17 protein-coding genes are annotated in these 19,517 nt (G+C 54.9%); 8 read left to right on the forward strand and 9 right to left on the reverse strand.

All coding sequences use genetic code 11. The features are described 5' to 3' along the window. Positions 1-34: 34 nt before the first annotated feature. A complete protein-coding gene (locus Q1L85_RS08090; protein ID WP_300428097.1) occupies positions 35-613 on the forward strand; it encodes a DUF3833 family protein in 579 nt (192 codons plus the stop codon). A gap of 15 nt (positions 614-628) precedes the next feature. Here Q1L85_RS08090 and Q1L85_RS08095 read toward each other — a convergent pair whose 3' ends face one another. After that, the gene (locus Q1L85_RS08095; protein WP_300428096.1) at positions 629-1,219 is read right to left on the reverse strand and encodes a TetR/AcrR family transcriptional regulator; all 591 of its coding nucleotides are present in this window, start codon (positions 1,217-1,219) and stop codon (positions 629-631) included. A gap of 103 nt (positions 1,220-1,322) precedes the next feature. On the opposite strand from Q1L85_RS08095, the gene Q1L85_RS08100 reads away from it, so the two are divergent. Beyond that, positions 1,323-2,534 (forward strand): oxygenase MpaB family protein, encoded by a 1,212-nt coding sequence (locus Q1L85_RS08100; protein WP_300428095.1) that lies wholly within the window; start codon positions 1,323-1,325, stop codon positions 2,532-2,534. Here the strand turns inward: Q1L85_RS08100 and Q1L85_RS08105 are convergent. Beyond that, on the reverse strand, positions 2,512-3,909 hold the full coding sequence (locus Q1L85_RS08105; protein WP_300432822.1) for a serine hydrolase: 1,398 nt from the start codon (positions 3,907-3,909) through the stop codon (positions 2,512-2,514). The genes Q1L85_RS08100 and Q1L85_RS08105 overlap by 23 nt on opposite strands. A 187-nt stretch (positions 3,910-4,096) precedes the next feature. On the opposite strand from Q1L85_RS08105, the gene Q1L85_RS08110 reads away from it, so the two are divergent. Then, positions 4,097-5,149 (forward strand): MBL fold metallo-hydrolase, encoded by a 1,053-nt coding sequence (locus Q1L85_RS08110; protein WP_300428229.1) that lies wholly within the window; start codon positions 4,097-4,099, stop codon positions 5,147-5,149. A gap of 38 nt (positions 5,150-5,187) precedes the next feature. On the opposite strand, the gene Q1L85_RS08115 is transcribed toward Q1L85_RS08110, so the two are convergent. Further along, entirely contained in the window at positions 5,188-6,195 is a 1,008-nt protein-coding gene (locus Q1L85_RS08115) for a rhodanese-related sulfurtransferase (protein ID WP_300428227.1), read from the reverse strand. A 216-nt stretch (positions 6,196-6,411) separates the two neighbouring features. Here Q1L85_RS08115 and Q1L85_RS08120 point away from each other — a divergent pair, with 216 nt between their 5' ends. Next, positions 6,412-7,314 carry a hypothetical protein gene (locus tag Q1L85_RS08120; protein ID WP_289083337.1) on the forward strand — a complete coding sequence of 301 codons (903 nt, stop codon included), beginning with the start codon at positions 6,412-6,414 and terminating at the stop codon, positions 7,312-7,314. Positions 7,315-7,319: 5 nt separating this feature from the next. Here the strand turns inward: Q1L85_RS08120 and Q1L85_RS08125 are convergent, their stop codons facing one another. From Q1L85_RS08125 to rsxA, 6 genes are read right to left on the reverse strand one after another with little or no spacing between them, the layout of a single operon-like run. Then, a complete protein-coding gene (locus Q1L85_RS08125) occupies positions 7,320-8,033 on the reverse strand; it encodes an electron transport complex subunit E (protein WP_300428225.1) in 714 nt (237 codons plus the stop codon). After that, the gene (rsxG, locus tag Q1L85_RS08130) at positions 8,023-8,688 is read right to left on the reverse strand and encodes an electron transport complex subunit RsxG (protein WP_289083335.1); all 666 of its coding nucleotides are present in this window, start codon (positions 8,686-8,688) and stop codon (positions 8,023-8,025) included. The genes Q1L85_RS08125 and rsxG overlap by 11 nt, the downstream gene beginning before the upstream one ends. A gap of 3 nt (positions 8,689-8,691) precedes the next feature. Continuing rightward, positions 8,692-9,741, reverse strand: coding sequence for an electron transport complex subunit RsxD (rsxD, locus tag Q1L85_RS08135; RefSeq protein ID WP_289083334.1), 1,050 nt, complete (start codon positions 9,739-9,741; stop codon positions 8,692-8,694). Between the two features lie 2 nt (positions 9,742-9,743). Further along, on the reverse strand, positions 9,744-11,936 hold the full coding sequence (gene rsxC, locus Q1L85_RS08140; RefSeq protein ID WP_300432826.1) for an electron transport complex subunit RsxC: 2,193 nt from the start codon (positions 11,934-11,936) through the stop codon (positions 9,744-9,746). After that, on the reverse strand, positions 11,933-12,529 hold the full coding sequence (rsxB, locus tag Q1L85_RS08145) for an electron transport complex subunit RsxB (RefSeq protein ID WP_300424899.1): 597 nt from the start codon (positions 12,527-12,529) through the stop codon (positions 11,933-11,935). The genes rsxC and rsxB overlap by 4 nt, the downstream gene beginning before the upstream one ends. A gap of 10 nt (positions 12,530-12,539) precedes the next feature. Then, entirely contained in the window at positions 12,540-13,121 is a 582-nt protein-coding gene (rsxA, locus tag Q1L85_RS08150) for an electron transport complex subunit RsxA (protein ID WP_300424897.1), read from the reverse strand. Positions 13,122-13,375: 254 nt separating this feature from the next. Here rsxA and Q1L85_RS08155 point away from each other — a divergent pair, with 254 nt between their 5' ends. The 4 genes from Q1L85_RS08155 to Q1L85_RS08170 are packed head-to-tail and all read left to right on the forward strand — an operon-like array spanning position 13,376 to position 19,500. After that, a complete protein-coding gene (locus Q1L85_RS08155; RefSeq protein WP_300424895.1) occupies positions 13,376-15,556 on the forward strand; it encodes an ABC transporter substrate-binding protein in 2,181 nt (726 codons plus the stop codon). Between the two features lies 1 nt (position 15,557). Beyond that, positions 15,558-16,535 (forward strand): ABC transporter permease, encoded by a 978-nt coding sequence (locus tag Q1L85_RS08160; protein ID WP_300424893.1) that lies wholly within the window; start codon positions 15,558-15,560, stop codon positions 16,533-16,535. Next, positions 16,535-17,917 carry an ABC transporter permease gene (locus tag Q1L85_RS08165; protein ID WP_300424892.1) on the forward strand — a complete coding sequence of 461 codons (1,383 nt, stop codon included), beginning with the start codon at positions 16,535-16,537 and terminating at the stop codon, positions 17,915-17,917. The genes Q1L85_RS08160 and Q1L85_RS08165 overlap by 1 nt, the downstream gene beginning before the upstream one ends. Next, entirely contained in the window at positions 17,914-19,500 is a 1,587-nt protein-coding gene (locus Q1L85_RS08170) for an ABC transporter ATP-binding protein (RefSeq protein ID WP_300424890.1), read from the forward strand. The genes Q1L85_RS08165 and Q1L85_RS08170 overlap by 4 nt, the downstream gene beginning before the upstream one ends. Positions 19,501-19,517 lie beyond the last annotated feature (17 nt).

Consider the following 19,517-nt stretch of genomic DNA (forward strand, 5'->3'; position numbering starts at 1 on the left):
TTGAATAACTTGTGTTTAATATTCCGGGTGTAACATGTCGATAAAAACGTCCCTGTCTTTACTCGCCTCGTCGGTGATCATCGCTTCATGCAGCTCCCTGGATGTCAATCATGCTGATGGTCGCGAGCCCGCATTAATCCCGCAGGAGTTCTTCAACGGGAAGCTTTGTGCCGACGGCGTTGTGCGGGACCGTTCAGGCGCCGAAATACGCCACTTTAATGCGGTTCTGTACGGCAGCTGGAATGATCTGGGTGAAGGAACCCTTGATGAGGTGTTCTATTTTTACGATGAGCCCGGGGCAGCGCCTGTCGAAGAAACCCGGATCTGGACGTTCTCACCTGTCACCACGGAAGAGGGGCCAGCACTGCAGGCGAGCGCGGGTGATGTCCCTGAACCTACTCTGATGCGTTGGGCAGGTAACGCAATTTCCATGAGCTACACACTGCGCTACGGCGAACCGGGAGACACCATCGATCTGCATATGGATGACTGGATGTTTCAGGTGGCGGACGGGGTAGTCGTTAATGAAACCCGTATGTCCAAGTTTGGTCTGCATGTGGGCCAGATCTTACTGGTGATGCGCAAGGTGCCAGAATCGCATTCCTGTCTCTGATTTGGTTTGTAGTGACTATCGGGCTGGCGGCATAACAAAGCGATTGATTATGCCCACCGCAACGGGAGCAAGTTCCATCAGGGTGTGCGCTCTGTCGTCAATCAGAGTGTGAAGAATCAGTTCGTTGATACCAGCAACCATAACGATTGCACAGTTCTGATCTATTGCCTGAAGACTCTCGCCATGCCGGCGCCGATCATCGACCTGTTGCACCAGAAACGCGGCAAATGTCTCGGCGATCTGGCGGCGCGCTTTCAGTCCTTCAAGCCCCATTGAGCTGGTTTCAATATAGAGGGCTTTCATCAGCGGGGGTTGTGAGTGGATAAAGCTCAGGTACGCATCCGTGACCCTCTCGACGGTCTCCTGCCAGTCTGACGAATTCTGAACCGCTGTCAGCACCACCCGCATCATACGGACACTGGTGTCAGCAGCCAGGGCGAGCAGGCATTCATCCTTGTTGGCGAAGTGTTGGTAAAAGGTACGTCGGGATACCCGTGCTGCCGCGGTGATATCCGTCAGTGTGACTTCCCGGTACGGTTTGCGGCCGAGGCTGTCGGTCAACCCCTCCAGCAGGCGTTCACGATGGTCCGTTGCTGCTTTTACCATTCAACTTCTCCTTTCTTGATGACATCAGCTTAGCATTTGGTACTTGACAGTACCAGTGTGGCTGATTAATTTTGGTACTGACTGGTACCAATGAGAATTCACTATGGCTCCCGATTACCCCGAAAGACACGGAATTGACCTTCCGGTGGCGCGCAGAATCGCATCTCCTCTGTTGTGGCTGATCCGCGATAAACGCCGCGCAGAACCGGATGCCGCCGAATGGACCCGCATGGGACTGGCGTTGCTGAAAGGCGACCCTCTGGCAGATCGTGTCGTGGATTATTTTTCACAGGTCGGGCATCGCGAAGGATGGGGTGAAATGGAGATTGCCGCCCAGGGGCGCTGGCACGAGCTGGCCCCAGACAGCGCTGTCCGGACCTTGTTTTCACATTGTACGCACGCCCCCGGCTGGGTCGATGAAGACGCGATGGCTAGGGGAGCTAAGGTGGTTGCCCGTTCGGGGAAAACCGGCATGCGGATTCTGCGCGATTTTGGCCTGATGGCGGGGTATCAGGCCAGTGCCATTAACCAGACGCTGGTGAAAACCGGTGCTCTGGAAAAGGGGGCACAGCGCCGGGTAGCGGAAACGACCAAGTGGTGGATGGACTGTACGGCCGAAGGCGGTCTGACGCCGGGAGCGGCGGGGTTCAATACCACACTCAGAGTCAGGGTGATTCACGCGATGGTCCGGGAGCGTCTGCGTCAGCGCGAAGACTGGGATGCTCATTATCTGGGGCTGCCGGTTAACCAGCTCGATATGCAGGTCACCTGGCTGGCTTTCTCTGTCATGTTCCTGCTCGGGCAGCGGGTACTCGGTGTGCCTGTCACTCAATCTGAGGCGGCAGATGTCATGGCGCTCTGGCGCTACATTGGCTGGCTGATGGGGGTTGATGAGAGTCTGTTGTGCGGGTCAGAGCAGGAAGGGCGGGTGGCGCTGTACCGGAATCTGCTCAGCCAGGCACAGGCCGATGGTACCTCAATACAGCTCGCCCGGGCACTGATGGATGAACCGCTGCAGCGTTACTACGGTGATTTTCAGTGGTTACGGAGTCATTGGGACAAGCAGGTTCATCTGAGTATTATCCGTCTGTTTATCGGTTCCGAAGGCATGAGGGCTCTGGGGCTTCCGGGCTGGGTAGTGCCCTGGTATCCGATGGTATTTACTCCCTGCAACTTTCTGGCTCAGAGCGTTATCCGGCTTTTCCCCGGTGGGCGTGACTGGTTAGCCCGGCGGGGCCGCCGGGCTCAGGAAGAGATGCTGACGATTCTGTTCGGCAGTGCTCGTCCGGATATTATTCAGCTGGCAGAGCACTGATGACCCCCAGGGCCAGGGCTTCAATGCCAGCAGGGTCTGAGGTGGACGATGCTCCTTCGTTGTTGAAGGTGACACCTGTGCGCACCAGTACCAGTTCATGCTCGGGGATCATCATTACAATCTGTCCCTGAAAGCCACGGAAGGCATAGGTCGACGCCGGAAGTTGCGGCCAGAAGCCCTGATCGGTGTTCAGCCAGATCTGGTAACCATAAAGCGGGTTCGCCGCTGAAGGTGTGAGCGTCTGGTTGATCCAGTCTTCAGACAACAACTGCTCACCGTTCCAGTTACCCCTGTTCAGATAAAGCTGTCCAAGGCGCGCCCAGTCACGTGTGGTCAGATAATGAAATGCACCGCCGACAGGCTGGCCGGTGGTATCGAATTCGATCACGGCGCTGTGAATATTCAGAGGCAGAAACAATGCCTGCTGAATAAACCGGTAATAGTCTTCAAGAGAGCCTCCCACCTTGTCCTGCACCATGCTGGCGATCAGATTGCTGGCACCGGTCGAATAATTGAACACGGTACCTGGCTCTGCGGTGAGGGACTGACTGGCATAATAGCCCGCCATATCCGGAACTTCGAACAGACCAAAGCCCTGATCCGGGTCGTTGCCCTGAGCGGCTTCGTTCCAGTCGAGGCCGGCGCTCATCTGTAGCAGATGTCGGAGTGTCACCGTGGCTTTGTCTGTGCCGGCCCATGCGCTGACCGGCGCCGTATCGTCAGGATGCAGATCACCGCGGTCATAAATCAGGCCCGCCGCGGTCGAGGTAATGGTTTTCGCCATTGACCAGCTCAACAGCGGGCTGGCTGCATTTACGTCGTCGTCATAACGCTCAGCAATAAGTTCGCCCTGATAAGCAACCGCAACCGACAGAGTGTTGCGGACACTGCTCTCCGGTTCTGCAAAAGCCAGTCCGATGCTTTCGTCGAGAAGTGGGTAATCAATATCGGACCTGAGGCGGTCAATACTGGCTTCGCCGGCTGGCCAGGGGGCGTGATAGTCCGTCTGAGGGGTGATCAGGTTCACAGGGGCCTGGCGATCAAGATCGGCAAGGCTGGTGTCGTGAGTCAGAGTGCAGCCAATTCCTTCGCGGTAATAGGCAGTCTTTGCGTTGCGCGACCCGAACAGGCGATCGCGAACGGTCACCGTTTGCTGTCGTTCATCGATTTCAATTTTCCAGATTAACGGCAGAGGGCTGATCTGCGGCGCAATAAAATCATCGCGCAACCGCGCTTCATTCAGGCCACTGACCCAGAGCCCTGAACACATGTATTTGGCTGCATAGCCGGTGCCAATGGGAATATCGTCAAGAATACATCCGGAGAGCGTCATTGAGGCTGTCAGGGTGGCGAGCAGGCGCAGATGTGGAGTCATGCAGAATATCACTTTGTTATTGTTATCAGCCGAGTGTCCCACGTCGGGGCGCCAAGCCACAATGCCATCCGATGCCAATATCCGGACGACTGTTGCATATCCGCAACACTCTGGTGGCGGGGCAGTATTGAAATCCGGAGTGAATTCACTGATTCTGGAATGCTGTCATCTCTGGTTGGAAACTATCTTGAAACACCTTCTGATATTTTTTACTGCCACTCTGCTGGCCTCGGGCTGTGCTGCACTGCCGCTGGAGGGAAGTCGTCCCGCGCACCATCTGGAAGACGGCACCTTTGTGAATACCGACGGTGTGGCCATCAATAAAAGTTTCAGCGATCTTATTCGCTGGAACTGGGAACGCACTGAGCCCGAGCGATCAGAATTTCCGGTGCGTTTCCCAGAGCCGGAATCGCTCAGAGGAGAGGAACTGCACCAGATTACCTGGATTGGGCACAGTACGTTCCTGATACAGTCCGGAGGTTTTAATGTGCTGACAGATCCGCACTTCAGTGAGCGTGCCTCGCCTTTTTCGTTCGCTGGGCCGTTGCGCGTTGTACCTCCGGCGGTTGCCCTGGACGATCTGCCGGATATTCATGCCGTCGTGATATCGCACAACCATTATGACCACCTGGATGAGCAGACGGTACGCCAGCTGGTTGCCCGGCAGCCCGATCATCCTCCCCGGTTTTTCGTTCCTCTGAAACTGGGTGAGTGGTTCCGGGATCTGGGGGTAGAGAGCGTGGTTGAACTCGACTGGTGGCAGAGTGCCGGACTTGGCAACCTGAAGATTCATGCGGTCCCGGTCAGGCATTGGTCAGCCCGCGGACTGTTTGACCGCAATACCTCGTTGTGGGCGGGTTGGGTTCTCGACTTTCCCCGTCAGCGGATTGTGCATGTCGGAGACAGCGGATACAGCGCAGATTTTCCCGCCATTGCTGAGCGCTTTCCCGGGATTGATCTGGCGTTGATTCCGGTGGGTGCTTACGACCCCCGCTGGTTTATGAAGGACGCCCATATGGACCCGGATGAAGCTGTTCAGGTTTTCAAAGACCTGAAGGCTACGCGGGCGATAGGAATGCATTGGGGGACTTTTATTCTGACCGACGAAGAAATGACGGCGCCACCGGAACGTCTTCGCGCTGCAATGCGTCGTGAGGAACTGCCACTGGACAGTTTTGTGGTTTTCCAGCATGGCGAAACACAACCGCTGTCTGAGAAAAAACAGGACGACGTCCGATAACGTCGTCCTGTTTCACTGCATCAGAAGTGCGCCGCAGGTTATCCCTGCTTTTTCGAGAACCGACGGTCTTCTTCGCGCTTGCGTAGTTTCTCTTCGCGGCGCTCTTTGCGGATTTCCGCCTGGCGCGAGCCCAGGTGTTCCTCACCACGTTCTCGTGCCAGCTCCATCTGACGCTCGCGGGCACGGAAGCGCTCACGACGCTCTTCAGTGTATTCGTTAATGCACTGATGGCAGCTGACACCGGCTTCGTAGTCTTTATGGGCTTTGTCGGCCTCGACGATAGGGCGGCGGCAGGCATGACAAAGATCAAACGTCCCTTTGTTCAGCTGGTGATCGACGGTGACCCGACCATCGAAGACGTAGCATTCGCCTTTCCACATTGACTCTTCTTCGGGCACCTCTTCGAGATATTTCAGAATACCGCCCTCAAGATGGTAGACCTCATCAAAGCCCTGTTCTTTAAGATAGGCGGTCGATTTCTCGCAGCGGATACCACCGGTACAGAACATGGCAACTTTTTTATGTTTCTCCGGATTCAGTTTTTTCTGAACGTAGTCCGGAAATTCGCGGAAAGTCTGGGTGTTGGGGTCAAGCGCGCCCTCAAAGGTCCCGATGTTGACCTCATAATCGTTGCGGGTATCGACCAGAACGACATCCGGATCGGAGATAAGCGCATTCCAGTCTTTCGGTTTGACATAAGTGCCGACCACCTTGAGAGGATCAATGCCCTCGACCCCCATAGTGACGATTTCTTTCTTGAGTTTGACTTTAGTCCTATAGAAAGGGATCTCGCTTTCGTATGACTCTTTGTAACTGATGTCGCTGAGGCGTTCATCTTTGCGCAGCCATTCGAGTAAGCCGTCGATTCCTTCGCGGGTTCCGGCAACGGTACCGTTGATCCCCTCACTGGCGAGCAGCAGAGTACCCTTCACGCCGAGGCGATCCATGGTTTCAAACAGTGGCTGGCGGATGTCCTGGAAATTGTCTAATGTGACAAACTTGTACATTGCGCAGACAACGTACTGAGATTCATGTTTCATATGCATACCTTGCTTTCCGGAGCGTAAATCCGGGGCAGTTTTGGGTGTATTACGAGGCCAGGAAGGCATCGTACCGGCGTAAATGATACAGGAATGTAGCTTTTACGGCACGGAGGGGAGTTTATTACGGCAAACTACTTGCATGTAACTCCCTGAATGACAGGCGGGTCTAGAATGAAGTCAGACCTGAGATAAACAACTCTATGATAAGGATGTTCGTTTATGTGGATGACTATCGGTTTTGTTGCTCTGATCGGCTTTTCAGCGATCATGATCTTTCATCGCTACTCAGCAGAGTGGCGGGGCAGTAAAGCGACTCACGGTGATATTTCTTATGAATACCGTGTCTATTCCGCGTCAGGCGGCCGACAGATCAAAGTGGGAATGCCAACTTCCCGACGCTACGACTTTGTCATCCGCCGATACAGTAAAGTCGACAGATCACTCGAACACATTGGCCTGGTCAGTGATAAGGTAATCTGTAATCAGGCGTTTGACTCTTCTCTTTTGATCCTCTCTGATGACTTCCTTGCTTCCCAGGTGCTGGCTGGTACGCCGGGGCTGAGTGATAAAATTCTGCGTGTCTTTGATATGGGTGATGATTCCGGCGCCCGGGTAGAAAAGATCGTGTGCCGCCGTGGACGCCTGTGGGCTCTGGTAGAGGATCACGCACAGGATGGTGCACACATGCGGGAGCTTGCAGATAATGCGTTACCGGTGATGGCCGAGTTTGCCGAGGCGATGACGCGGTTTCAGGGCGTTCTGAGTGAGCAGCGTACCGACCGATATGCCGTCCCTGCTGTGGCGATGCTGTTGATTGCGCTGGGCTTCTTCAGCAAAGGGATCATTGAATGGATCAACGCAGGTACGCCTATGATGTCGCAGGAAGTTCTGCTTCAGGCCATCATGTTTGGCGGATTGGTGTCGGTTGCGTTGGCGGTTGTTCTGCTGCGCTTTATGCGCGACGGTTTACGCAACCATAAGATGTTTGCTGAACTCTTTTTTATCAGCATGCTTGGGGCATTCGTTACCATCTACGCAGATCGCGCAGTGCAGCAACCGCTGGAGATGGTGCATGTTTCAGCGCAGACGTTTGATACTCAGGCCGTCGCTTACGACGGCTGAGGTCATCAGCTGATCTTACCCGTCACCCGTACGCGCTTACTGCCGGTTTCAACCGGGGCCTTACGGGCATCGGCGCGTTTTTTGATGTCCGCATCAATCAGGTTTTTCACCGCGATTAACAGACCCATGCAGACGAATGCGCCTGGCGGCAGAATCGCAAACAGGAAGTCAGGGTAGTTGCTGAACAGGGTGATCTTCCAGTCCGCCGCGGCCGGGCCAAACAGCAGATCCATATTTCCGAAGATTACTCCTTGCCCCAGAATTTCGCGCATGGCACCGAGTGCAACCAGAACCACAGTAAAACCAATCGCCATCATGACGCCGTCAACGACAGAAGGCAGCACAGGGTTTTTGCAGGCGAAGGCATCTGCACGCCCCAGAATGGCGCAGTTGGTAACGATCAATGGGATAAAAATGCCCAGAACTTCGTATAACTCGTAAGTAAACGCCTGCATTACCAGCTCGGCGACGGTGACGAAGGACGCGATGATCATGACGAACGCCGGGAGACGCACGGCATCGGAGACATGGTTCCGGATCAACGATACTGACAGGTTAGAACCCACCAGAACCATCATAGTGGCAAGGCCCAGTCCCAGGGCGTTGACGACTGAGCCGGTCACGGCTAGCAGTGGGCAGAGGCCCAGCAGCTGAACCAGCGCCGGGTTATTCTTCCAGAGACCATCAAGAGAAATTTCACTCAGTGACTTAGTTGCCATTGGAGTCTCCTTGGTAAGGTGCACGGCCATTCAGCAGCAGATCGCGGTGCATGTCAAAAAAGAGCAGAGCACGTTTAACCGCTCTGACAACGGCCCGGGGCGTAATCGTGGCGCCGGTAAACTGATCAAATTCTCCACCATCTTTGCGGACTGCCCATTGTTCAGCGACGGGGTTCTGCAGCGATTTACCGGTAAAGGACGTGATCCAGTCAGACTTGCGGGCTTCAATTTTATCGCCAAGCCCGGGGGTTTCCCGGTGCGCAACTACCCGGACGCCAGCCAGAGTACCATCACGGTTAACACCCACAATCAGATCAATGCTAGTGGTGTAACCATCCGGCGCTACCGCAGGAAGGATGACTGCGCTGACTTCGCCGTCATTGCGGGCGCGGTAAATCAGCGCATTTTCCGGCAGGGGGCCGAGCAACTGCTGATTAAACCGGGAGTCGACGGTCAGGGTGTCATTCAGCAGGTCATTGTCGTAGCTACTGGTCGGCACGAGCTGGTTCAGCGCGCGGGACTCCGCCATGCGGATGTTCTGTTTAATCCGCTCAGCCGTGAGCATCTGAGCAGTGGCGATGGCCCCGGCGGTCACTGTGGCAAAGATTGCCAGGCCGACGGCGTTACGACGGATAGACGAAATCAGTTCATGCATCGGTTACTTCCCCGTCTTCAGGCCACGACGGGCCTTGCTGTGACCGTACGTACGCGGCTGTGTGTAGGCATCGATGAAGGGCGCTGCAAAGTTCATCAGCAGCACGGCGAACGCCACGGCGTCGGGATAGGCCCCCCAGGTACGGATAACAAAAAGGAGAATGCCGATGCCTGCGCCATAGATCAGTTTGCCTTTGGGCGTCGTTGAAGCGGACACCGGGTCTGTAGCGATAAAGAAAGCGCCCAGCATCGTCGCGCCACTGAACAGGTGGAGCCAGGTTGGGGTATAGAGATCGTGATCCCAGCCGAAGACCAGCGAACATAGAGTCAGCGCCGCGAGCATAGACACCGGGATGTGCCAGGTAATGATTCTCTTCAACATCAGGAATACGCCGCCCGCGAGGAAGGCGAGGTTCATCCACTCCCAGCCCCCATTCAGCCAGCCATTGAAGGTAGCGCGGGTGAGAAGCTCATCAGAGGTCTCTTTGCTGATCAGATGCTTGTAATCATCGAGAGGTGTGGCACCTGTATACACATCTGCAACATCGGCTGAACCGGCAAAAATAGCACGTAAGGTATCAGTGAGTCCCGCGACCTCGGAACCACTCATCTGAAATGAGACAGCCCAGTTCGTCGTCATCTGTACCGGAAATGAAACGAGCACAAGCGCGTAGCCGATCATGGCAGGGTTAAACGGGTTGTTGCCCATTCCACCATAGATCTGCTTGGCGAATATGATGGCGAAGGCCGTGGCAATCACTGTGATCCACCAGGGTGCCAGAGGCGGCAGTGCCAGACCCAGCAGAACACCGGTGACCAGCGCAGTGTTGTCTTTCAGGAAAAAACCGACCGGATACTTCCGGGCTTTCAGTACCAGGGCTTCACAAACGACTGCCGTCAGCCCGGCCAGGATAACGTTGATCAGAGTGCCCGGGCCAAAGAACCAGGTCATGACCGCAAGGCCTGGCAGAGTCGCCAGCGCGACCGTCAGCATGATGCGACTGGTGGCATTCGGACCATGCGCGTGCGGTGAGGATAGGGTTAACAATGCCATAGTTATACTTCTCCCGCCGCATCAGCCTGTTGTTCAAGCTGTTTCAGTTTATCCTGTTGTTTGCTGAGCGCCGTGGTGAGGGCTTCAACCGTATCGAGGCCTTCGGCCTGAGCCATGCTTAATCGCTCCCGTGCTTTGTCGACCCGATCCTTCTGCGCCAGTATTTTGCGCTTAAGGTCATCGTTGGCCGGCTCGGGTGTCCCCTGGGCAGCGGCATTCGCTGCAGGTTGCCCGATGGTCGCGGCTTCCCAGGCCTGGCGTGCCTCTTCAACGCGGACCTTCTGCTTCTCGAGACCATCGCGCAATGCCTCGACTTTGTCTGAGCCTTCAGCTTCTGCCTGTTCCAGACGCTTGATCGCGGTGTCCAGACGCCCCTGAGCCATTTCCCATTTTTTCTTGAGACGCTCAGGACTGTTCGGGTCGCCTTTGTCATCAGCTGCAGCCGGTGCGGCTTTGGCTGCTTTTTTCGCAGCGGCGATGTCTTTTGCCAGCGTCTTGATTTTATCCTGGGTCTTGGTGAGGGCCGCTTCGAATACCGGCACTTTTTCCGCCATCGCAGGATCGGCTTTCGCTGCTTCAAGTTTTTCTTTGGTTTTAGTCAGCGCAGCCTGAGCGCCGTCCAGTTGTTTCTGAAGTTTTTCCAGTTCAGGAGAGCTGGTTGCAGCAGTTTTTGCCGGCGCATCTGTGGCAGCAGCCGGAGCGGCCTTTTTCGCTTTCTGAGCGGCTTCTGCCGCTGCTGCCCGGGCCTTACGCTTAGCTTCTTTCTCCGCCTGCTCACGCTCCTGACGGGCGATACGGGCTTCGAAACGCTCACGGGCCTGCTCGGCCTTTTCCTGGGCCGCCTGTTCTTCGCGGATAGCCCCTTTGGCAAAGCGGTAGTACTGCACCAGTGGGATCTCACTCGGGCAGACGTATGAACAGGCGCCACATTCGATGCAGTCGAAGATGTTGTGCTGCTCGGCTTTGTCGAATTCTTCAGCCTTACTGAACCAGTAGAGCTGCTGCGGTAACAGTTCTGCCGGACAGGCCTGGGCACAAAGACCACAGCGGATACAGGCCATCGATGGCTTGTTGGTCGGCAGTTCTTTTTCAGTGGGAGCAAGCAGGCAGTTGGTCGTTTTTACAACCGGAAGTGCGGTGGTCGGCAGGGCAAAGCCCATCATGGGTCCACCCATAATTACGCGCTCACGCTTCTGAGGCTGATAGCCTGACACCGCCAGCAGATGGCTGACCGGTGTGCCCAACAGGACATCCCAGTTACCTTTGTCAGACACTGCGTCTCCGGTGACCGTGGTAATACGGCTGATCAGAGGTCGGCCGATATCGACGGCGTCGGCAATGGCCGCCGCTGTTCCGACGTTCTGGCAGACGATGCCGATATGCGCCGGTATTCCACCGCTGGGAACTTCGCGTCCGGTAAGGATCTGGATGAGTTGCTTTTCTCCACCCGACGGGTATTTCGTGGGGATGGTCACGACATCGATATGATGCTCTTCATGCAGCGCAAGCAGAGCGTCTTCCAGTGCGGCAATCGCTTCGGGTTTGTTGTCTTCCACACCGATCAGGCAGCGTTCTGCGGCGGTGATCTGCAGCAGGATCTGAGCGCCGCGCACGATATCGCGTGCGCGCTCACGCATCAGCATATCGTCTGCAGTAATGTAAGGTTCGCACTCGGCGCCATTCAGAATCAGGGTGTCGATCCTGTTGTCACCGACCGATAACTTAACCGAGGTCGGGAAGCCTGCGCCGCCCATTCCGGCAATGCCGCACTCACGGATCCGGCGGACAAGATCTGCGGCACTGATGTCGTCGCAGTCATCCACTCCGAGTTCGGCGCACAGGCTCTGATGAGGCTGCCACTCGTCCTTGCCATCTGGCGTAATGACGATACAGAGTTCGCTCATGCCGGAAGCGTGCGGCACCTGACGGTCTTCAATGGCTGCGACGACACCCGAGGTTGGCGCGTGCAACGGTGCAGAAACAAAGCCGTGCGGCTCTGCAATCACCTGACCTTTCAGGACGCTGTCGCCGGCACTGACAACCGGACGGGAAGGCGCGCCGATATGCTGATGCAGGGGCAGGACAAGTTCGTCGGGCAGGGGGGCAGTTCTGATTGCCCGGCCAGTCGACTGATGTTTGTTTTCAGGCGGATGGATGCCACCGTCGAACTCATGCAGCTGAATCAGGTGCGTCATGCGTGACCTCCTGCCGTTGCTGGACGACGGTCAGTCGCAATCAGTTCAACACCGGCGGTGGGAGCTTCCCAGTACCAGTTGCTCCGGTCTGTAGCGACAGGAATCATATCAATACAATCCACTGGACATGGTTCAACACACAGGTCGCACCCGGTACATTCGTCGGTGATGACGGTGTGCATCTGTTTTGCGGCACCGAGAATGGCGTCCACAGGGCAGGCCTGAATACATTTGGTACAGCCGATACACTCGTCTTCACGAATATAAGCGACGGTTGGGACGGCTTTCTCAGCACCGTGCTCTGCGTCGAGAGGCTCAGGTTCTACGCCAAGAAGATCTGCAAGCGCATCGATGGTGCTTTCGCCGCCGGGCGGACACTTGTTGATTTTATCGCCATCCGCGATGGCTTCTGCATACGGCTTGCAGCCAGGGTAGCCACACTGGCCGCACTGGGTCTGCGGCAGGAGGTCGTTGATCTGGTCGACGATCGGATTGCCATCCACCTTAAAGCGCACGGCAGCAAAGCCAAGCAGTGCACCAAACAGAAGAGCCAGAGCGGCGAGGACGATAACGGCGATCAGGATACTGCTCATGTCATACTCCTCAGATGCTCACCAGACCGGTAAAACCGAGGAATGCCAGAGCCATCAGGCCTGCGGTGATCATCGCAATGGCCGAGCCCTGAAACGGTACCGGAACATCCGCCACTGCAATTCTTTCCCGCATGGCAGCAAACAGAACCATCACCAGAGAAAAGCCTACCGCGGCACCGAAGCCATACAGGATCGACTCAACGAAGGTATTTTCACGCTTGATGTTCAGCAGGGCGACACCAAGAACTGCGCAGTTTGTTGTGATCAGCGGAAGAAAAATACCCAGTACCCGGTAGAGCAGCGGGCTGGTCTTACGGATAGCCAGCTCCGTGAAACCGACGACTACCGCGATAACCACGATGAAACTGATGGTCTTCAGATAGGTCAGATCAAAGGGCACCAGCAGATAGGTATACAGCAGGTAGCTGCAGACGGATGCCAGAGTCAGTACAAAGGTGGTGGCTGCACCCATACCAATGGCGGTCTCCAGTTTGTTGGAAACGCCCATAAACGGGCACAGGCCCAGAAACTGAACAAGTACAAAGTTGTTCACCAGGATAGTGCTTACCAGAATCAGCAGGTACTCTGTCATTAACGGCTCCGCAGCGATAATACCCTCACTGAACATCAGGAAATACGGGAGGGTTCGGCATTTTGGGGCGCGCATTATCCCAAAATAGCGTTATTTCTTACAAGAACATAAGTCACTAGTAGTAATAGCCGTTTGGAATAAGAGAAGCTATTGTTACCACTCTGGGCAGTAACACGACTTGCGTGTCCGGAAAAAAGTGGCAGACTCAGACTCGCGGCAACAACAAGAAAACGGGCCGCATAACAGGGGAAACGATGAGAACAGCAGGAAAACTTATCGGGGGAATACTACTGGCGACGCTTCTGAGCGCCTGTGGGAAGGATGCCTGGAATAACCCGCATCATGCCGATGAGACAGGCAGCAATATTCTTTATTCGAGCTTTTCTGAACGGCCGAAGCATCTGGACCCTGTGATCTCGTACAGCTCTGATGAAGGCCGGTTTATCGATCAGATCTACGATCCACCGTTGCAGTACCACTATCTTAAGCGACCGTTTCAGCTGGAGCCTGCCACCCTGATCCGGATGCCGGAGATTGTTTATCTCAATCAGGACGGTGAGGTGATGACTGATGACAGCGGCGAACCTGCCTTCAGCGATTACTTCCTTGATATACGCCCGGGTATCCGTTATCAGCCGCACCCAGCGTTTGCGACACAGACAGACGGCTCCCCGGTTTATCTTTTCGATGAGGCGGCAGAAGCAGCCCCTTATACCGTACTCAGTGATTTCGCAGAGACGGGCAGTCGTGAGCTTACCGCTGAAGACTATGCCTACCAGATCCGCAGGTTGGCCGATCCGACGCTTCTGTCGCCGATCCGGGGACTGTTGTCAGAGTACATTCTTGGCATGAATGAATTTGGCGCGCTTGCGAAAGAGGCGCGGGCCGGACTGAAGGACGGCGAGTGGCTGGACCTCCGGACACTGCCTTTCGAGGGTGTCGAGGTGGTTTCTGACTATCGCCTCAGAGTGCGTCTGAAAGGTAAGTACCCACAGTTCAGTTACTGGCTGGCTTTCCACTTCTTTGCGCCTGTGCCCTGGGAGGCTGATCGCTTTTACAGCATGCCGGGCATGGCAGACCGTAACTTGACGCTCGACTGGTATCCGGTGGGGACCGGCCCCTACATGATGACCAGAAATGATCCGAACGAGGTCATCATCCTTGAGCGCAACCCGAACTATCGCGAAGACCTCTATCCCTCAGAAGGCGATATCGGAGATTCTGAGGCAGGCCTGTTGGCTGACGCCGGTAAACCACTGCCGTTTATCGATAAGGTGGTCTATCGCCTTGAGAAAGAGTCTATTCCCCTCTGGAGTAAATTTCTGCAGGGCTATTACGACCGTTCAGGCATTTCCAGCGACAGTTTTGATCAGGCAATCAAAGTCGGTTCAGAAGGGATCGGTCTCAGTGATGAGATGCGCGAGCGCGGGATAACACTCGAGCGGACTGTCGTTCCCGGGACCTTCTATTTTGGTTTTAACATGCTCGATCCGGTCGTCGGTGATACCGGTACCGCCGCTGAGCGATTGAAAAAGCGTAAGTTACGTCAGGCCATTGCAATTGCTTACGATCAGGAGGAATACATTTCTATTTTCCAGAATGGTCGTGGCGAAACCGGAATGAGTCCGGTACCGCCGGGTATTTTCGGATACCAGCAGGGCGAAGAGGGGATTAACCCGGTTGCTTTTGATTGGGTGGATGGTAAGCCCGTACGTAAGTCGGTTGAAGAGGCGCGTCAACTTTTGGCAGAAGCCGGATACCCTGAAGGGCGCCACGAAAAGACCGGCGAGCCGCTGATTCTGAATCTCGATACGGTTGGTGCAGGCGCGGGCGCTACTCAGAACTGGTTGATGAAACAGTTTAGAAAACTTGGTATCCAGCTGAATTTCCGCGGAACAGACTACAACCGCTTTAAAGAAAAAATGAGTTCAGGCAACGCGCAGATGTTCCAGTGGGGCTGGATGGCCGATTACCCGGATGCTGAGAATTTTCTGTTTCTGCTATACGGCCCCAATGGCCAGGTAGTCACGAAAGGTGCCGGAGTGAATTCGAGCAACTATAACAATGCCGAATACAACCGTCTGTTTGAAGAAATGAAACTGATGGAAAACACCCCAGAGCGTATGGAAATCATCCGCCGGATGCTGGACATTATCCACGAAGATACTCCCTGGGCTTCGGCGTTTCATCCCCACGGCTATACCCTGAATAATGCCTGGGTGTATAACTCCAAACCTCATGGAATTTCAAAGGCCTTACTCAAATACCTGCGTATTGACCCGCAGCAGCGTCTTGATATGCAGGACCAGTGGAATACGCCTGTGACCTGGCCTCTGCTGGTGGTGTTGTTCATTCTTATCGGCTTTGCAACTCCGGGATATATTGCCTATCGCCGTCGTCTGCAGCAGCGGATCCGACCGGATGGGGGCCACTGATATGCTCGCTTATATTATTCGTCGTCTGCTCTATGCGGTGCCTATCCTGATTGGGGTGAACCTGCTGACGTTCGCTTTATTTTTCGTCGTAAATACCCCTGACCAGATGGCGCGCGTTCAGTTGGGCGACAAACACGTGACTGAAGAAGCGGTGACCGAATGGAAGGTGCAGAGGGGCTATGATAAACCTCTGGTACTGAATTCAGAGGCCAGTGGCCTTGACGTTGTCACAGACACTATCTTTTACGAAAAGTCACTGCGTCTGTTTGCGTTTGATTTCGGCAAGTCGGATGCCGGACGCAGTATTGCCGCCGATATTGAACAGAGGATGTGGCCAAGTCTGGCTGTTGCTCTGCCTACTTTTATCATTGGCATCAGCGTGAACATTGCCTTCGCACTGTTTATCGTTATGTTCCGGGCCAGTATTTTTGATACGTCGGCGATGATTCTCTGTGTTGCACTGATGTCGATATCGGGGGTTTTCTACGTGATTGCCGGCCAGTTCTTCTTTGCCCGTGAGTGGAATCTTGTTCCAATTTCCGGCTACCTTCCCGGCGCAGATGCCTGGCGTTTTCTGGTATTGCCGGTCGTCATTGGTGTGATTTCCGGCATAGGGGGCGGCACCCGTTTATACCGTACGCTGTTCCTCGAAGAGGCCAGTAAAGATTACGCGCGTACAGCCCGGGCCAAAGGGGTTTCTGAACTGACGGTGCTGTTCCGGCATATTATGCCGAACGGTCTTATTCCAATCCTGACCAGTGTCGTGGTTGTGATTCCGTCGCTCTTTATGGGGAGCCTGTTGATCGAATCTTTCTTCGGCATTCCCGGTCTGGGAAGTTATACCCTGGATGCCATTCAGGCGCAGGATTTTGCTATTGTCCGCAGCATGGTGTTTCTCGGCTCTGTTCTATACATTCTGGGGCTGCTGTTGACCGATATTTCGTACACGCTGGTTGATCCGCGGGTGAGGTTGTCCTGATGTTTAATGATATCCGTCTCGCCTTCCTCTGGAGCGATTACCTGATTTTTGCACTGGTGCTGGCACTGGTCGCATTTGTTGTGTCGGTGGTGAGAAACCCTCTTGCGCGTGCCCGCTGGTCTCAGGTGTTCCGCTCCCGTATCGGTGCCTCCTCATTTCTGATTATCGGCTTTTATGTCGTGATTGCTCTTCTCGACTCTCTGCATTTCCAGACTCGCCTGGAAGATACGACAGGGAGCGGAGCAGAGCATTATTCGCCGGAAGTACGCAGTGTTCTGGATGTCGCGCTGGCGCCTATGCAGGGCAACGATGAACGAACTTACTCAGCCCCCTTTGCGATTTATTCCTTTGCCAAAGAAACCGAAGAAATGGCAGATGGCACGATCGCGCGGGTGTATCCGCGACTGAAACATGGAGGTGCACATCTGGAGAACACCAGTGAGCACACGGCAGATATTGTGGTGAAAAGCCTCAGCGTGATTGGCTGGTGGTTGATTCCCTGTCTGGTACTCATCAGCCTGCATCATGTATTTGTGCGCAACGCCGCCTCGCGACTGCCATGGCCGGTTATTTATGTGACGCTTACCACCATCGTTCTGGTCTGCGCCTGGGCCTTGGAGATGAGTCGCTATTATCACGTTCTGGGTACCGATAAAGTCGGACAGGACGTGCTGTATCAGAGTCTGAAAGCCGTCCGGACCGGTGTTCTGATCGGAACCCTGGCCACTCTTGTCACGCTGCCCCTTGCCGTGCTGCTGGGGATATCCGCAGGCTATTTCCGGGGGTGGGTCGATGATGTCGTTCAGTATATCTACACCACGCTTAATTCCATTCCGGGTATTCTTCTGATCGCGGCGTCTGTGCTTCTGATTGATGTCTATATCGAAACCCATCCGGAACAGTTCAAACTGCTCAGTGACAGAGCTGACTTCAAGTTTATTGCGCTCTGTTTCATCCTGGGGATGACCAGCTGGACAGGATTATGTCGTCTGCTGCGTGCTGAGACACTGAAGCTCAGTCAACTCGAATATGTGCAGGCTGCCCACGCCTTCGGAGTCAGCCACTGGCGGGTGCTGATGCGGCATATTCTGCCGAATACCACGCATATTATCCTGATTGCACTGGTACTCGACTTCAGTGGCTTTGTGCTGGCAGAAGCGGTTCTCAGCTACATCGGGGTGGGGGTTGATCCGTCGATGAAGAGCTGGGGCAACATGATTAATGAGGCCCGTGCAGAGTTAGCGAGAGATCCCGTTGTCTGGTGGTCTGTCACCGCCGCATTTATTCTGATGTTTGTTCTGGTGCTGGCGGCGAACCTGTTTTCTGATCGCGTGCGCGATGCCTTTGATCCACGCATGAGTGGTAGTGGAGAGCAGAAATGAAACCATTATTAAGCGTGACAGACCTCCGTATTGAAGCGGCGGGTACGAGGCTGGTTGATGGCATCAGTTTTGATCTTTTTCCCGGCGAAGTATTTGCACTGGTCGGTGAAAGTGGCTCGGGTAAATCTCTGACAAGCCTTGCAGTAATGCGCCTGCTTGCTGATGCGCTGCAGATTACCGGGGGAGATGTCCGCCTGGGCTCGGACTCACTGTTCGCTCTGACGGAAACTCAGATGAATGGTATTCGCGGTCGACGGATCGCGATGGTGTTTCAGGAACCTCAGAGTTCACTGAACCCGGTGCATACGATCGGGCAGCAGATTGGCGAAGTACTGAAGCTGCACAGGGGGCAGGCGAAGCGGCAGGATATCGTACAGCTGCTGAGTGAAGTCGGCATTCCAGACCCTGGTGATCGTGTCGACTGGTATCCACACCAGTTGTCAGGGGGCCAGAAACAGCGGGTGATGATCGCGATGGCGCTTGCCTGTGAGCCCGATGTACTGATTGCTGATGAGCCTACAACAGCATTGGATGTGACCATTCAGAAACAGATTCTGGATCTGATGAATACCCTGCGAAAGTCCCGTGATCTGGCCATCCTGCTGATCACCCATGACATGGGTGTCGTTGCTGAGATGGCTGACCGTGTTGCGGTTATGCGTCATGGCAGAATTCTGGAGCAGGCAAGTTGTGAAGATTTTTTCCGTCAGCCTTCTCATGAGTACAGCCTGCAGCTGATTCATTCTCTGCCTCAGCCGGGGGAGTACCTGCAGGAGTCCGGGCATGATCCGCTTCTGGAGCTGAAGGATGTGCGTGTCTGGTTCGCGCAGCGCAAAGGGATACTGCAGCGAATCGCTGGTTATACCAAAGCGGTGGATGGGATTACGCTGAGCATTGGTCGTGGTGAAACGCTGGCACTGGTGGGCGAATCCGGATCAGGGAAAAGCACTGCCGGGCGCGCGATATTGCGCCTTGAGGATATTGCTGGTGGTGAAATCTGGTTTGCTGGAAATCGGATTGATCACCTCAGTCAGGGAGCGTTTCATCCACTGCGGAAACGTATCCAGGTAATCTTTCAGGACCCTTTTTCGTCAATGAATCCGCGTATGACAGTGCGGGAGATTATTGAAGAAGGAATGGAAAGTCTGGGGATCCGTTCAGCCGCTCAGGAAAGAGAGCAGAAAATACGTCGCCTGATTGAGCGGGTTGGGCTTGAAGCTGGTCATCTTGACCGTTTCCCACATGAGTTTTCCGGTGGTCAGCGCCAGAGGATCGCGATTGCCAGAGCCATCGCGGTTGAGCCTGAACTGATCATCTGCGATGAGCCTACCAGCGCACTGGATGTGTCGATACGAGGGCAGGTTCTCGAATTGCTGCAGGAATTGCAGAATGAAATGGGCCTGTCATACCTGTTTATCACGCATGATCTTTCGATTATTCCTCACCTGGCGCATCGCGTGGCGGTGATGCGACAGGGCGTGATTGTTGAGCAGGGAGACACCCGTTCGCTGATGACGGCTCCGCAACATGAATATACTCAGCACCTGCTGGCTGCAGTGCCTGTGATTCCGCAGCACGCCTGATCAGTTAACTGATTGGC

Source organism: uncultured Thalassolituus sp., assembly GCF_950066645.1.
Classification (GTDB): domain Bacteria; phylum Pseudomonadota; class Gammaproteobacteria; order Pseudomonadales; family Oceanobacteraceae; genus Thalassolituus.

What these genes read in the sequence shown, in the direction of transcription:
- Q1L85_RS08090 (WP_300428097.1), top strand. Translation starts at nt 35, where the DNA reads ATGTCGATAAAAACGTCCCTGTCTTTACTCGCCTCGTCGGTGATCATC.
- Q1L85_RS08095 (WP_300428096.1), bottom strand. Translation starts at nt 1,219, where the DNA reads ATGGTAAAAGCAGCAACGGACCATCGTGAACGCCTGCTGGAGGGGTTG.
- Q1L85_RS08100 (WP_300428095.1), top strand. Translation starts at nt 1,323, where the DNA reads ATGGCTCCCGATTACCCCGAAAGACACGGAATTGACCTTCCGGTGGCG.
- Q1L85_RS08105 (WP_300432822.1), bottom strand. Translation starts at nt 3,909, where the DNA reads ATGACTCCACATCTGCGCCTGCTCGCCACCCTGACAGCCTCAATGACG.
- Q1L85_RS08115 (WP_300428227.1), bottom strand. Translation starts at nt 6,195, where the DNA reads ATGCATATGAAACATGAATCTCAGTACGTTGTCTGCGCAATGTACAAG.
- Q1L85_RS08120 (WP_289083337.1), top strand. Translation starts at nt 6,412, where the DNA reads ATGTGGATGACTATCGGTTTTGTTGCTCTGATCGGCTTTTCAGCGATC.
- Q1L85_RS08125 (WP_300428225.1), bottom strand. Translation starts at nt 8,033, where the DNA reads ATGGCAACTAAGTCACTGAGTGAAATTTCTCTTGATGGTCTCTGGAAG.
- rsxG (WP_289083335.1), bottom strand. Translation starts at nt 8,688, where the DNA reads ATGCATGAACTGATTTCGTCTATCCGTCGTAACGCCGTCGGCCTGGCA.
- rsxD (WP_289083334.1), bottom strand. Translation starts at nt 9,741, where the DNA reads ATGGCATTGTTAACCCTATCCTCACCGCACGCGCATGGTCCGAATGCC.
- rsxC (WP_300432826.1), bottom strand. Translation starts at nt 11,936, where the DNA reads ATGACGCACCTGATTCAGCTGCATGAGTTCGACGGTGGCATCCATCCG.
- rsxB (WP_300424899.1), bottom strand. Translation starts at nt 12,529, where the DNA reads ATGAGCAGTATCCTGATCGCCGTTATCGTCCTCGCCGCTCTGGCTCTT.
- rsxA (WP_300424897.1), bottom strand. Translation starts at nt 13,121, where the DNA reads ATGACAGAGTACCTGCTGATTCTGGTAAGCACTATCCTGGTGAACAAC.
- Q1L85_RS08155 (WP_300424895.1), top strand. Translation starts at nt 13,376, where the DNA reads ATGAGAACAGCAGGAAAACTTATCGGGGGAATACTACTGGCGACGCTT.
- Q1L85_RS08160 (WP_300424893.1), top strand. Translation starts at nt 15,558, where the DNA reads ATGCTCGCTTATATTATTCGTCGTCTGCTCTATGCGGTGCCTATCCTG.
- Q1L85_RS08165 (WP_300424892.1), top strand. Translation starts at nt 16,535, where the DNA reads ATGTTTAATGATATCCGTCTCGCCTTCCTCTGGAGCGATTACCTGATT.
- Q1L85_RS08170 (WP_300424890.1), top strand. Translation starts at nt 17,914, where the DNA reads ATGAAACCATTATTAAGCGTGACAGACCTCCGTATTGAAGCGGCGGGT.